The sequence below is a fragment of the Cupriavidus sp. TMH.W2 genome (assembly GCF_050847365.1).
In the GTDB taxonomy this organism is placed as follows: Bacteria; Pseudomonadota; Gammaproteobacteria; order Burkholderiales; family Burkholderiaceae; genus Cupriavidus.
The window spans coordinates 2,950,984-2,965,015 of sequence record NZ_CP193792.1 but is presented as its reverse complement, the minus strand read 5'-3'; the positions used below and the strand labels follow the sequence as shown (position 1 = coordinate 2,965,015).

Genomic DNA, 14,032 nt, shown 5'->3' with positions numbered 1-14,032 from the left:
ATCGGTCTATGAGCCAAATTCTGTCGAAGCTGCAGCCCTCGCGCCTTCCACAACTGCCGCGGCTGCCGGCGCCTTCGCGCCGGCTGGGCCGCCCGCGCCTGTTGATCGTTGGCTGCGGGGATGTGGGGACGCGCTGCCTGCGTATCCTGTCGTCGCGCATGCGTGTCTTTGCCGTGACGTCGCAGCCGGCGCGCCGCGCCGAACTGCGTGCCGCCGGCGCGGTGCCGCTGGTGGCGGACCTGGACCGGCCGGCCACGCTGGCACGGCTGCACGGGCTGGCCACGCAGGTGCTGGACCTGGCGCCGCCGCCCGGGCAGGGCGCAGGCGATCCGCGCACGCGTGCGCTGCTCGCCGCACTGCGCCGGACGGCCTGGCGCCGTGCCAGGACGTCCGCCGGCATGCTTGCCGGCGAGCCCGCCATTCTACCCGACCGTACCCGGCCCCGCGCTGCGTTTGTCTACGCCAGCACCTCCGGCGTCTACGGCGACCGGCAGGGCGCCCGGGTGTCCGAATTCCACACCGTGCGGCCCCAGACTGCCCGCGCGCGCCGCCGCGTGGCCGCCGAGCAGGCCGTGCGCGCCTTTGGCCGCGATGCCGGCTGGCGCGCCAGCGTGGTCCGCATCCCCGGCATCTATGCCGAAGACCGCCTGCCGGTGGCCCGGCTCAAGCGCGGCACGCCGGCGCTGGTGCCGCAGGACGACGTCTACACCAGCCATATCCACGCCGACGACCTGGCGCGCACCATGATCGCGGCGCTGTTCCGCGGGCGCCCGCAGCGGGTGGTCCATGCCAGCGACGACACCGAACTGCGCATGGCCGACTATTTCGACCTGGTCGCCGACCGCCGCGGCCTGCCGCGCCCGCCGCGGATCACGCGCGGGCAGGCGCATGAAGTGATCGACAAGACGCTATTGAGCTTCATGAGCGAATCGCGCCGGCTTGACAACCGACGCCTGAAACGCGAGCTGCGCCTGCGGCTGCGTTATCCCACCGTCGCTTCCTTCTTCGACGCCTGACCGCCTGGCGGGTTGCGCCCGTGTGACTGGCACAGGGCTTGCTCTCAGAGTGCGCCGTTTGTTCCTGTCTATACAGCAACACATCTGTCGCCCCGTCGCGGTGCTAGATGCGCGCTTCGTGAACCGGCGTGGTGCTGCGCCTGTTGGCGAATCCCAGCCATAAAGCGCCTTGGAAGGCGGTTACCCGCCTGGTTGCTTGGGGGAAGCCCTACGTTGACTTGTATATACAAGCATTGTTTAATGCCCGAAAACGAGCGCGGCCACACGCATGGCCAGCCGTCGACGGACACACCAAAGGAGCGTACAGATGAGGAATCAGAGCAGGATTCGCGGTCGGATGGCAGTGCAGGCTGCGGTGCTGGTTGTGGCTTTGGGGGCTGGGGCGGCCCAGGCGCAGAACACCCCGGTCACGCTGGGCATGAGCGGCTGGACCGGTTTTGCGCCGCTGACGCTGGCCGACAAGGCCGGCATCTTCAAGAAGCACGGCGTCGACGTCGACATCAAAATGATCCCGCAGAAGGACCGCCACCTGGCGCTGGCCTCGGGCGCGATCCAGTGCGCGGCCACCACGGTGGAAACGCACGTGGCCTGGAACGCCAACGGCGTGCCCATCACCCAGATCGTGCAGCTCGACAAGTCCTACGGCGCCGACGGCCTGGCCGTGCGTGCCGATGTGAAGAGCTTTGCCGACCTGAAGGGCAAGACCATCGGCGTCGATGCGCCGGGCACCGCGCCTTACTTCGGCCTGGCCTGGATGCTGAAGAAGAACGGGATGTCGCTCAAGGACGTCAAGACCACCACGCTGTCGCCGCAGGCGGCCGCGCAGGCCTTCGTGGCGGGCCAGAACGATGGCGCCATGACCTATGAGCCGTACCTGTCGACCGTGCGGCAGAACCCGGAGAAGGGCAAGATCCTGGCAACCACGCTGGACTACCCGATGGTGACCGACACGCTGGGCTGCGCGCCCAAGTGGCTGAAGGACAACCCCAAGGCCGCGCAGGCGCTGGTCGACAGCTACTTCGAGGCCCTGGAGATGATCCAGAAGGAGCCGGCCAAAGCCAACGACATCATGGGCGCGGCGGTCAAGCAGACCGGCGAGCAGTTCGCCAAGTCCTCCGCCTACCTGCGCTGGCAGGACCGCGAGGCCAACCGCAAGTTCTTTGGCGGCGAGCTCGCCAGCTTCAGCAAGGAAGCGGCGGGCGTTCTGCTGGACATCGGCGTGATCCGCCAGGTGCCGGATGTGACGGCACTGTATGACGCGCGTTTCCTCAAGTAACCCGGCAGTCCCCAGGAGCGTGACGTCATGACGCAAGCCCGAATTGGTTCACCCGCCCCGGCCGCCGCCGTGGCGGCTCCCGCCGCGCAGGCAGCGCCGGCGCGCCGGCGCCACCCGTGGCTGGCACCGCTGGTGCCGGTGGCGCCCAACACCCGCTGGATGCTGGGCCTGTCCTTCTTCGTGCTGTTCTTCGGCATCTGGGCGGTGGTGACGCTGGGCGGCTTCGTGCCGCGCACGTTCCTGGCCGACCCGATGACGATGGCCAAAGAAGGCGTGGTGCTGTTCACCGAGTACAACTTCATCGGCGACATCGGCATGACCGTGTGGCGCGTGCTCGGCGGCTTCGTGCTGGCCGCGGCGATCGCGGTGCCGCTGGGCATCTTCATGGGTGCCTACAAGGCGGCCGAGGCGTTCTTCGAGCCTTTCGTGTCGTTCTGCCGCTACCTGCCCGCGTCGGCCTTCATCCCGCTGCTGATCCTGTGGGCCGGCATCGGTGAGACCCAGAAGCTGCTGGTGATTTTCATCGGCTCGTTCTTCCAGATCGTGCTGATGGTGGCGGTGGCGGTCGGCGGCGCGCGCAAGGACCTGGTGGAGGCGGCCTACACGCTGGGCGCCAACAGCGCCGGCATCGTGCGGCGCGTGCTGATCCCGGGCGCGGCGCCGGAGATCGCCGAGATCCTGCGGCTGGTGCTGGGCTGGGCCTGGACCTATGTGATCGTGGCCGAGCTGATCGGCTCGTCGTCGGGCATCGGGCACATGATCACTGACAGCCAGGCGCTGCTCAATACCGGGCAGATCATCTTCGGCATCATCGTGATCGGCTGCATCGGCCTGGTCTCGGACCTTGTCTTCAAGCGCGCCAACCAGCGCCTGTTCCCGTGGAGTTCGATCCAATGAGCGCACTGTCCATCCAGCAGGTCTCGCGCACCTTCTCCAACCCGCGCGGCGGCCAGACCCTGGCGCTGCAGCCGGTCGACTTCGAGGTCCGCGACAATGACTTCGTCACCATCCTCGGGCCCTCGGGCTGCGGCAAGTCCACGCTGCTGCGCATCGTGGCCGGGCTGGACACCCCCTCCAGCGGCCGCGTGCTGCTGGACGGCCAGCCGGTGTTCGCCCCCGGCGCGGACCGCGGCATGGTGTTCCAGTCGTACACGCTGTTCCCGTGGCTGACGATCGAGCAGAACGTGCGCTTCGGCCTGCGCGAGCGCGGCATGAGCGCGGCCGGGCAGAAGGAGCGCAGCGACTTCTTTATCCAGCGCGTGGGGCTGCGCGGCTTCGAGCACCATTACCCCAAGCAGTTGTCGGGCGGCATGCAGCAGCGCACCGCGATTGCGCGCGCACTGGCCAACGATCCCAAGATCCTGCTGCTCGACGAACCCTTCGGCGCGCTCGACAACCAGACCCGCGTGCTGATGCAGGAGTTGCTGCTGGGCATATGGGAGGCCTCGCGCAAGACGGTATTATTCGTGACCCACGATATCGACGAGGCCATTTTCATGGCCAACCGGGTGGCGGTGTTCTCCGCCAGGCCGGGTCGGATCAAGAGCGAGATCGCGGTCGATTTCCCGCATCCGCGCCATTACACGATCAAGACCACGCCGGAGTTTTCCGCGCTCAAGGCGCGGCTGACCGAGGAAATCCGCGCCGAGGCCATGGCCTCGGCCGAGCACTAAGACCTTATGAACCACGCCGCCGGCACCCCGACTCCCGCTTCTGCCTCTGCCACCGCGCTCTACCAGCAGGTGAAGGAGTACATCGCCCGCCAGATCCAGAGCGGCGCGTGGCAGCCGGGCGACCGGGTGCCGTCGGAGCAGGAACTGGTGAACCGCTTCGGCGTTTCGCGCATGACCGTGAACCGGGCGCTGCGCGAGCTGCAGGAGCAGGGCCGGGTGGTGCGTGTGGCCGGCGTGGGCACCTTCGTGGCCGAGCACAAGCCGCAGTCGACGCTGCTCTCGGTGGTCAACCTGCAGGACGAGATCCGCATGCGCGGGCATGACTATGCCTGCGACGTGATCCTGGTGGAGCGCGTCTCGGCATCGATCGAGGTGGCTGCCGCGCTGGAGCTGCGCACCGGCGAATCGGTGTTCCACTCGGTATGCGTGCATCGCGAGGACGGCGTGCCGGTGCAGCTGGAAGACCGCTACGTCAACCCGCGCGTGGCGCCGGACTTCATCGGCCAGGATTTCAGCGAGACCCAGCCCGGCGAGTACCTGCTGCGCCATGTGCCCTACGATCAGGTAGAGCATGTGGTCGATGCCATCGCCGCCACGCCGGAGCAGGCCGCGCAGCTGGAAATGCCGCCCACGCAACCTTGCCTGATGCTGACGCGCCGCACCTGGACCAACGGCGTGCCGGTGACCTTTGTGCGTTGCCTGCATCCGGGCAACCGATATCGCCTCGGCAGCCGCTTCCGCGCCGAGGGCAACCCCGCTTTCGGCTGATTCCAGGAATCAGCCCCACGGTTCAGTTTTTACTCTAAGCTGTATAGACAGGAACATACAAATGACCGCGAGCATACCAGCCAGCCAACAAGACCGCGCTTCCCGCCCCGTGCTGACCTTGCAGCCGGGCCGTGTGACCCTGGCCGACCTGCGCCGCATCTACCGCGGCGAGGTGCGCCTGGCCATGGCCGAATCGGCCTGGGCCGGCGTGCGTGCCGCGCAGGCCACGGTGCAGGACATCATCGACGCCGACGCCGTGGTCTACGGCATCAACACCGGCTTCGGCAAGCTGGCGCAGAGCCGCATCCCGCACGACAAGCTGGCCCGGTTGCAACGCAACCTGGTGCTGTCGCACAGCGTCGGCACCGGCCCGGACCTGGCCGAAGACACGGTGCGCCTGATCCTGGCGATCAAGGCCGTGAGCCTGGCGCGCGGCCACTCGGGCGTGCGCCCCGAACTGATCGAGGCGCTGCTGGCGCTGGCCAACCACGGCGTGACGCCGTGCATCCCGGCCAAGGGGTCGGTGGGCGCCTCGGGCGACCTGGCGCCGCTGGCGCATATGTCGTGCACGCTGATCGGCGTGGGCGACGTGCTGGTCGACGGCAAGCGCGTGCCCGCCGCCGAGGGCCTGGCCCACGCCGGCCTGCAGGCCTTCGAGCTGGGCCCCAAGGAAGGCCTGGCGCTGCTCAACGGCACCCAGGTGTCGACCGCGCTGGCGCTGGCCGGCCTGTTTGCCGCCGAAGACGCCTTTGCCGCCGGCCTGGTGGCCGGCGCGCTGTCGCTGGAGGCGATCAAGGGTTCGGTCAAGCCGTTCGATGCCCGCATCCATGAAGCCCGCGGCCAGGCCGGCCAGGTCGCCGTGGCCGGCGCCGTGCGCGCCATGCTGGACGGCAGCGAGATCGTCGATTCGCACAAGGCCTGCGGCCGCGTGCAGGACCCGTATTCGATCCGCTGCCAGCCGCAGGTGATGGGCGCATGCCTGGACAACCTGCAGCACGCCGCGCGCGTCCTGCAGATCGAGGCCAATGCCGCGTCGGACAACCCGCTGGTGTTCTCCGAGCAGGGCGATGTGGTGTCCGGCGGCAACTTCCACGCTGAGCCGGTGGCCTTCGCCGCCGACATCATCGCGCTGGCGATCGCCGAGATCGGCGCGATTTCCGAGCGCCGCCTGGCGCTGCTGCTCGATACCGGCCTGTCGGGCCTGCCGCCGTTCCTGGTGCGCGACGGCGGCCTGAACTCGGGCTTCATGATCGCGCAGGTGACCGCCGCGGCGCTGGCCTCGGAGAACAAGTCGCTGGCCCATCCGTCCAGCGTCGACAGCCTGCCGACTTCGGCCAACCAGGAAGACCATGTGTCGATGGCCACCTACGGCGCACGCCGGCTGGGCGACATGGCCGCCAACACCGCGGTGGTGGTCGGCATCGAGGCCATGGCCGCGGCGCAGGGCATCGAATTCCATCGTCCGCTGAAGTCATCGCCGCTGGTGGAGCAGGAACTGGCCCGCATCCGCGCGCGCGTGGCCTTTGTCGAAGAGGACCGCTACCTGGCGCCGGATATCGAGGCCATGAAGCAATGGGTGGTGCAGGGCGATGCGGGGGCGGGCTGGCCTGCGGCGGTCAGGGCAATTTTGCCGACTAACGCAAGTTGAAGCGCCGGCGCATCCGGATGCGATACCGCGCAAACACCACCAGACCAAACTGATCGCGCCATAGCCGCCATCAAAGGAGAACAAGACATGAACGCCAACGAAAACCAATTCATCCAGCGCGGCCAGCGCGAGATCCGCGCGCCGCGCGGCAGCCAGCTGCATTGCAAGAACTGGCTGATCGAAGCCGCCTACCGCATGATCCAGAACAACCTCGACCCGGACGTGGCCGAGCGCCCGCAGGACCTGGTGGTCTACGGCGGCATCGGCAAGGCCGCGCGCAACTGGGAATGCTTCGACGCCATCCTCGACAGCCTGCGCCGCCTGGGCGAGGACGAGTCGCTGCTGGTGCAGTCGGGCAAGCCGGTGGGCGTGTTCCGCACCCATGCCGACGCGCCGCGCGTGCTGATCGCCAATTCCAACCTGGTGCCGCACTGGGCCAATTGGGACAAGTTCAATGAGCTGGACCGCGCCGGGCTGATGATGTACGGCCAGATGACGGCGGGCTCTTGGATCTATATCGGCACGCAGGGCATCGTGCAGGGCACCTACGAGACCTTTGTCGAAGCCGGCCGCCAGCACTACAACGGCGACCTGTCCGGCAAGTGGATCCTGACCGCGGGCCTGGGCGGCATGGGCGGCGCGCAGCCGCTGGCGGGCGTGCTGGCCGGTGCCTGCGTGCTGGCGATCGAATGCCAGGAATCGCGCATCGATTTCCGCCTGCGCACGCGCTATGTCGACAAGAAGGCCACCACGCTCGATGAGGCGCTGGCGATGATCGCCGAAGCCACGCAGCAGAAGCAGGCGATCTCGGTCGGCCTGCTCGGCAACGCCGCCGAGATCCTGCCGGAACTGGTCAAGCGCGCGCAGGCCGGCGGCATGCGCCCGGACATCGTCACCGACCAGACCTCGGCGCACGACCTGGTCAACGGCTACCTGCCGGCGGGCTGGAGCGTTGCACAATGGGAAGCTGCGCGGACGCAGGATCCCAAGTCGGTGGAAGCCGCCGCGCGCCCGTCCATCGTGAAACACGTGCAGGCCATGCTCGACTTCCAGAAGATGGGCGTGCCGACGGTCGACTACGGCAACAATATCCGCCAGGTCGCGTTCGACGAGGGCGTGAAGAACGCCTTTGATTTCCCCGGCTTCGTGCCGGCCTATATCCGCCCGCTGTTCTGCCGTGGCAAGGGCCCGTTCCGCTGGGTGGCGCTGTCGGGCGATCCGGAGGATATCTACAAGACCGATGCCAAGATGAAGGAACTGTTCCCGGAGGACAAGCACCTGCACCGCTGGCTCGACATGGCGCACGACCGCATCGCCTTCCAGGGCCTGCCGGCGCGCATCTGCTGGGTGGGCCTGGATGAGCGCCACCGCGCCGGCCTGGCCTTCAACGAGATGGTGAAGTCGGGCGAGCTCAAGGCGCCGGTGGTGATCGGCCGCGATCACCTGGATTGCGGCTCGGTGGCCTCGCCCAACCGCGAGACCGAAGCCATGCGCGACGGCTCGGATGCGGTGTCGGACTGGCCGCTGCTCAACGCACTGCTGAACACCGCGGGCGGCGCGACCTGGGTCAGCCTGCATCATGGCGGCGGCGTCGGCATGGGCTTCTCGCAGCATTCCGGCGTGGTGATCGTGTGCGACGGCACCGATGCGGCGGCAAGGCGCATCGAGCGCGTGCTGTGGAACGATCCGGCCACCGGCGTGATGCGCCATGCCGATGCGGGCTATGAACTCGCCATCGACTGCGCGCACGAGAAGGGCCTGAACCTGCCGATGGTGAAGGGTGCATGAGCCTGATGCAACCACAGCGCTTTGCGCTGGCCGACATCGCGCCCACGCGCTGGAAGAATGGCGGCGGCAACACGCGCGAGATCGCGGTGTGGCCACCGGCCGCCGGCATGGATGATTTCATCTGGCGCCTGAGCGTGGCCGATATCGAACGCGACGGCCCGTTCTCGGCGTTCCCCGGCATCGACCGCCAGATCGTGCTGCTCGAAGGCGCAGGCGTGACGCTGCGCGCGGACGATGCCAGCTTCAGCCATCGCCTCGAGCGCATCGGCGAGCCGTTTGCCTTCTCCGGCGATACCGGCCTGCAGTCGACGCTGCTCGGCGGTGCCACGCGTGACTTCAATGTGATGACGCGGCGCGGCCACTGCCGCGCGCGCGTTGAAGCCTTCCGGCAGGGGTTTGCCTGCGACACCGGCGGCCGTACTGTCTGCCTGCTGGCTGTCAGCGGGGCATGGCGGGCGCGCGACGCTGGCCTGGTCCTGCAAGCGGGCGAAGGGGCGCTGTATGGCGCTGCCGACTCCGCGTCGACGCCATCGTTTGAACCTGTGGGGGATGCGGCCCTGTGCCTGTGCGTCACCCTTGAGACGGAGTCCGGTCAATGACGCTTTCCACTGTATCGTCCGCGCCCAGCGCGGACGGCGTCTGGCACAACTGCCACCTGCTGCCCGATGCCGATCCCGCACGGGCGATCCGTGCTGCCGCGCTGGTGGTCGAGCAAGGCCGCATCGCCTGGCTCGGTGCCGCCGCGGACCTGCCGGATGCCTGGCGTGGCGCACCGCGCCATGACGCCAACGGTGCCTGGATCACGCCGGGCCTGGTCGACTGTCATACGCACCTGGTCTACGGCGGCCAGCGCGCCGACGAGTTCGCGATGCGGCTGGCAGGCGCCGGCTATGAAGAGATCGCGCGCGCCGGCGGCGGCATCGTTTCGACCGTGCGTGCCACGCGTGCCGCCGACGAAGACACGCTGTTCGCGCAGGCGGCCGCACGCCTGCGGCCGCTGCTGGCCGAGGGCGTCACCGCCATCGAGATCAAGTCGGGCTACGGGCTGAACCTCGAAGCCGAGCGCAAGCAACTGCGCGTGGCGCGCCGGCTGGGCGAGCACTTCGGCATCTCGGTCCACACGACCTTCCTGGGCGCGCATGCGCTGCCGCCGGAATACGCGGGCCGTGCCGACGACTATATCGACCTGGTCTGCAACACCATGCTGCCGGCACTCGCCGATGAAGGACTGGTCGATGCCGTCGATGCCTTTTGCGAATCAATTGGCTTCTCGCTTGCGCAGACCGGGCGCGTGTTCGAAGCCGCGGCGCGCCAGGGCCTGCGCGTCAAGCTGCATGCCGAGCAACTGAGCAACCTTGGCGGCGCCGCGCTCGCCGCGCGCCACCGCGCCTTGTCCGCCGATCACCTCGAGCATCTCGACGAGGCCGGCGTCGCGGCGATGGCAGAGGCCGGCACGGTGGCGGTGCTGCTGCCCGGTGCCTACTACTTCCTGCGCGACACCAACCTGCCGCCGATCGCGCTGCTGCGCCAGTACGGCGTGCCGATGGCGATCTCGACCGATCACAATCCGGGGACGTCGCCGGTGACTTCGCTGCTGCTGATGATGAATATGGCGTGCACGCTGTTCCGCCTGACGGTGCCGGAAGCCCTGGCCGGCGTGACCGTGCATGCCGCGCGTGCGCTCGGCGCGGCGGATCGCCATGGCTTGCTGGAAGCAGGGCGCGTGGCCGACTTTGCGCTCTGGCGCATCGATTCGCCCGCCGAGCTGGCTTACTGGTTCGGCCGCAATCCGGTCGCGACCGTGGTGCGCCGGGGACGTGTGGTTGCACACGAAGGAGTCTCGGCATGAGCGGCTCGCAACTCTTCGCGCCCTTTGCGCTGCTGCCGACCGGCTGGGCACGCGACGTGCTGCTGGCCTGGGATGAGCAGGGCCGTTTCACCACCGTGCGGACTGGTGCCGCGCCGGAGGCCGGCGTGCCGCGCGCGGCCGGCCCGGTGCTGCCCGGCATGCCCAACCTGCACTCGCACGCATTCCAGCGCGGCTTTGCCGGGCTGACCGAATTCCGCAGCAGCCCGCAGGGCGACGACCCCGCCGGCGCCGACTCCTTCTGGAGCTGGCGCACGCTGATGTACCGCTTCGCGCAGCGGATTTCGCCCGACACGCTGGAGGCCATCGCCACCCAGCTCTATGTCGAGATGCTGCGCGCCGGCTACACCAGCGTGTGCGAGTTCCACTACGTGCATCACGATGCCGGCGGCAAGCCCTATGCCGATGCCGCCGAGATGTCGCTGCGGCTGCTGCGCGCGGCGCAGCGTACCGGCATCGGCATGACGCTGCTGCCGGTGCTGTACCAGACCGCCGGCTTTGGCGGCAAGCCGCCGCTGGCCGGGCAGCGCCGTTTCCTGCACGACACCGACGCGATGCTGAAGCTGCTGGAACGGCTTGGCCCCGCGTGCGCGCAGTCCGGCGCGCGGCTCGGGCTGGCACCGCACTCGCTGCGCGCGGTGCCGGAGGAAAGCCTGGCGCACGCGCTGGCGGGGCTGCAGGCGATCAACCCGCAGGCGCCCATCCACATCCACATCGCCGAGCAGCAGAAAGAGGTCGACGACTGCATCGCGTGGTCTGGCACGCGCCCAGTGACGTGGCTGTTCGATCATGCCGAGGTCGACGCGCGCTGGTGCCTGGTGCATGCCACCCATATGGACTGGGACGAGCGCCGGCGCCTGGCGCACAGCGGCGCGGTGGCCGGCATCTGCCCGACCACCGAGGCCAACCTGGGCGACGGCGTGTTCGAGGCCGCGCCCTACCTGGCGCAGCAGGGCGCATGGGGCATCGGCTCCGACAGCCATGCCAGCGTCAGCGTGGCGGAGGAGTTGCGCCTGTTCGAATACGGGCAGCGCCTGGGGCTGCAGCGGCGCAACGTGCTGGCATCCGACTCGCATGCGCAGGTGGCCGACCGCTTGTACCTGGAAGCCGTGGCCGGCGGCGCGCGCGCCTCGGGCCGCGCGGTGGCCGGACTGACAGTGGGTCAGCAGGCCGACTTCGTCGTGCTGGACGGCACGCATCCGACGCTGGCGGGCCTGGACGGGCCGCAGGCGCTGGCCACCCATGTGTTTGCCTGCCACGGTCATGAGACACTAGCGGATGTCCGCACCGCCGGCCGCAGCCGCGTGCAGCATGGCGCGCATCCGCTGCAGGCGGATGCGGGGCGCCAGTTCATCGCGGCGCGCGCCAGCCTGCTGGCCGACTGAAACCGGGCGCACGCCCATTGCATTGCAATGACCATGTCCTTCTCCACCGATACCCCCGCCTTTACCCTGCATCGCGGCACGCGTCCGTTGCTGGTATCGATGCCGCACGTCGGCACGCACCTGCCGGCTTCGGTCTCGCAGCGCCTGACCGCCGAAGCGCGCACCGTGCCCGATACCGACTGGCACCTGGAACGCCTCTACAACTTCGCCCGCGAACTGGGCGCATCGGTGCTGGCGGCCACGCACTCGCGCTACGTGGTCGACCTGAACCGGCCGCCCGACAACGCCAACCTGTATCCCGGCCAGGACACCACCGGCCTGTGCCCGGTCGATACCTTTGACAAGACGCCGGTGTACGCCGACGGAAATGGCCCTGATGATGCGGAAATCGCCGCGCGCCGCGATGCAATCTGGCGCCCGTACCACGAGGCGCTGGCCGCGGAACTGGCACGGCTGAAGGCGGAGCACGGCACCGTCGCGCTGTGGGACGCACATTCCATCCGCTCGGTGCTGCCGCGCTTCTTCGAAGGCAGGCTGCCGGACTTCAACCTCGGCACGGCCAACGGCGACAGCTGCGATGCCGCGCTGGCCAGCCAGCTGCTGGAGCAGGCCAGTGCCGTTGCGGGCCACACCGCGGTGCTCAACGGCCGCTTCAAGGGTGGCTACATCACCCGGCAATATGGCAAGCCGGCCGACGGCGTGCATGCGGTGCAGCTGGAGCTGTCGCAGTGCGCGTATATGAGCGAGGTCTATCCCTTCGCCTATGACGAGGCGCTGGCCACGGCGCTGCAGCCGGCACTGCGCGGCATGCTGGCGACCGTGCTGGCGTTCGTCGAGTCCCGCTGAGAGCCCGCGGAACAAAAAAGGCCCGGCGCAATGCCGGGCCCGACGCACGCTGGCGCGGCTTATTTCTTCACGACATTCTTGTCGGCCTTGCTTCCCGTCGCCGCGTTGTACTTCTCCACATACGCTTCGAACAGCTTGCGGATCGAGCGCCCGATCTTGGCGTAGTCGGCTTCGTTCAGGTTGGCCAGCGACACCCGCCCCGACGGATGGCGCGTGCCGAAGCCGCGGCCCGGCAGCAGCACCACGCCCGCCTCATCGGCCAGCTGGAACAGCAGCTCGTTCGGCTCGACCGAGTTCAGCACCCATTTGACAAAGTCCGGCCCGATCGCCTTGCCGCCCAGCTGCTCGATGTCGAGCAGGGTGTAGTAGTCGACGGCGTTCGGGTCGTCGCTGTCCGGCGCAATGCCGATCTCGCGGTACAACGCGGCCTTGCGGCTGCGAATGAGCCGCTTCATCGCGTTCTTGTAGTTGTCCGGCGTATCCATCAGCGAGAACAGCGAGAACAGCACCATCTGCACCTGCTGCGGCGTGGACAGGCCGGCGGTGTGGTTCAGCGCCACCGTGCGGCTGTCGGCCACCAGGCGGTCGATGAACTTGAGCTTCTGCGGCTCGGTGGTGATCGAGCTGTAGCGCTTGTTCAGTTCCTGCCGATCCGCATCCGGCAGCTTGCCGATCTTCAGGTCGAAGATATTGTCGCGGTGCGTGGCGATCACGCCCAGGCGCCAGCCGGTCGCGCCGAAGTACTTCGAGAACGAGTACACCAGGATGGTGTTCTTCGGGCACATCGCGAACAGCGAGGTGAAGTTGTCGGCAAAGGTGCCGTAGACGTCGTCGGTCAGGATGATCAGGTCCGGGCGCTCCTTGACGATCCCGGCCAGGTATTCCAGGCTCTCGTCGCTCATGCGCACCGACGGCGGGTTGCTCGGGTTGACCAGGAAGAAGGCCTTCACCTTCGGGTCGCGCAGCTTGTCGAGCTGCTTCTTCGAATACTGCCAGCGCGACTCGGGATCGGCGTCGACCGACAGCTCCACCAGCTGGTAGTCGTTCAGCTCCGGGATCTCGATATACGGCGTGAAGATCGGCATGCCCAGCGCGATGGTGTCGCCGGCCTTGAGCAGGTGGTTCTCGCGGATGGTGTTGAACAGGTAGGTCATGGCCGCGGTGCCGCCTTCGACTGCGAACAGGTCGAACTCGCCGATGAACGGATGGTTGCCGATCATCTCCTTGCGGATGTACTGGCCGACGATGATCTCCGACAGCTTGAGCATGCGGTCCGGCACCGGGTAGTTGCACGCCAGGATGCCTTCGCACATTTCATAGAGGAAGTCGCCCGCGCTCAGCCCGAGCTGGTCGCGCACGTACGACACCGCGCCGGCCAGGAACTGCACGCCCGGGGTGTCGGCGAACTCGCGCGCAAACAGGTCGAAGCGTTCCTCGATGCCTTCGCGGCGCGGGAAGCCGCCCACGCCTTCCGGCATGTACGAGAACGAGCGTTCGGATTCGCGCATCGCGAACAGGCCCAGCTGCCAGAAGCCGTGGCGCGGCACCGTGGCGAGGAAGTTGGGGTTGCCGCGGCCGGCGTTCAGCATCAGGCGTTCCGCGTCGCTGCTGGCCAGCTTGATCAGTTCATCCTTCAGCTCGAAGGGGGAGAGGCTGGACAGCTTGGAGATATCGAACTTGCTCATGGCTTGCTCCTGGGTAGACGCTTGTCGGTTGGGCTGGCGGGCCGGGGCAGGGGTAAGGCCCGCGCAGCAGGAGGGATATC

The 14,032-nt window shown here is 68.2% G+C and carries 12 protein-coding genes; 11 read left to right on the top strand and 1 reads right to left on the bottom strand.

What is annotated here, in order from left to right; genetic code table 11:
* Positions 1–8 precede the first annotated feature (8 nt).
* The 11 genes from ACREYQ_RS13605 (at position 9) to hutG (ending at position 12,267) form a co-directional block, all read left to right on the top strand.
* Positions 9–1,016 carry an NAD-dependent epimerase/dehydratase family protein gene (locus ACREYQ_RS13605; protein WP_432258108.1) on the top strand — a complete coding sequence of 336 codons (1,008 nt, stop codon included), beginning with the start codon at positions 9–11 and terminating at the stop codon, positions 1,014–1,016.
* 307 nt (positions 1,017–1,323) lie between these two features.
* Positions 1,324–2,292, top strand: coding sequence for an ABC transporter substrate-binding protein (locus ACREYQ_RS13600; RefSeq protein WP_432258107.1), 969 nt, complete (start codon positions 1,324–1,326; stop codon positions 2,290–2,292).
* Between the two features lie 27 nt (positions 2,293–2,319).
* Positions 2,320–3,189, top strand: a complete 870-nt coding sequence (locus ACREYQ_RS13595) for an ABC transporter permease (RefSeq protein WP_432258106.1) — start codon at positions 2,320–2,322, stop codon at positions 3,187–3,189.
* Positions 3,186–3,965: an ABC transporter ATP-binding protein gene (locus ACREYQ_RS13590; RefSeq protein ID WP_432258105.1), complete on the top strand. Its 780-nt coding sequence runs from the start codon at positions 3,186–3,188 to the stop codon at positions 3,963–3,965. The genes ACREYQ_RS13595 and ACREYQ_RS13590 overlap by 4 nt, the downstream gene beginning before the upstream one ends.
* 6 nt (positions 3,966–3,971) lie before the next feature.
* Positions 3,972–4,733 (top strand): histidine utilization repressor, encoded by a 762-nt coding sequence (hutC, locus tag ACREYQ_RS13585; RefSeq protein WP_432258104.1) that lies wholly within the window; start codon positions 3,972–3,974, stop codon positions 4,731–4,733.
* Positions 4,734–4,794: 61 nt separating this feature from the next.
* Positions 4,795–6,381, top strand: coding sequence for a histidine ammonia-lyase (gene hutH, locus ACREYQ_RS13580; RefSeq protein WP_432258103.1), 1,587 nt, complete (start codon positions 4,795–4,797; stop codon positions 6,379–6,381).
* Between the two features lie 87 nt (positions 6,382–6,468).
* On the top strand, positions 6,469–8,169 hold the full coding sequence (gene hutU, locus ACREYQ_RS13575; protein ID WP_432258102.1) for a urocanate hydratase: 1,701 nt from the start codon (positions 6,469–6,471) through the stop codon (positions 8,167–8,169).
* Positions 8,166–8,768, top strand: a complete 603-nt coding sequence (locus ACREYQ_RS13570; RefSeq protein WP_432258101.1) for a HutD/Ves family protein — start codon at positions 8,166–8,168, stop codon at positions 8,766–8,768. Before hutU ends, ACREYQ_RS13570 begins: the two co-directional genes overlap by 4 nt.
* Complete coding sequence (gene hutI, locus ACREYQ_RS13565) at positions 8,765–10,018, top strand: imidazolonepropionase (RefSeq protein ID WP_432258100.1); 1,254 nt, start codon at positions 8,765–8,767, stop codon at positions 10,016–10,018. The genes ACREYQ_RS13570 and hutI overlap by 4 nt, the downstream gene beginning before the upstream one ends.
* On the top strand, positions 10,015–11,421 hold the full coding sequence (locus ACREYQ_RS13560; protein ID WP_432258099.1) for a formimidoylglutamate deiminase: 1,407 nt from the start codon (positions 10,015–10,017) through the stop codon (positions 11,419–11,421). Before hutI ends, ACREYQ_RS13560 begins: the two co-directional genes overlap by 4 nt.
* A 33-nt stretch (positions 11,422–11,454) precedes the next feature.
* Positions 11,455–12,267 carry an N-formylglutamate deformylase gene (hutG, locus tag ACREYQ_RS13555; RefSeq protein WP_432258098.1) on the top strand — a complete coding sequence of 271 codons (813 nt, stop codon included), beginning with the start codon at positions 11,455–11,457 and terminating at the stop codon, positions 12,265–12,267.
* A 59-nt stretch (positions 12,268–12,326) separates the two neighbouring features.
* Here hutG and ACREYQ_RS13550 read toward each other — a convergent pair whose 3' ends face one another.
* Positions 12,327–13,952 (bottom strand): bifunctional aspartate transaminase/aspartate 4-decarboxylase, encoded by a 1,626-nt coding sequence (locus ACREYQ_RS13550; protein WP_432258097.1) that lies wholly within the window; start codon positions 13,950–13,952, stop codon positions 12,327–12,329.
* Positions 13,953–14,032 lie beyond the last annotated feature (80 nt).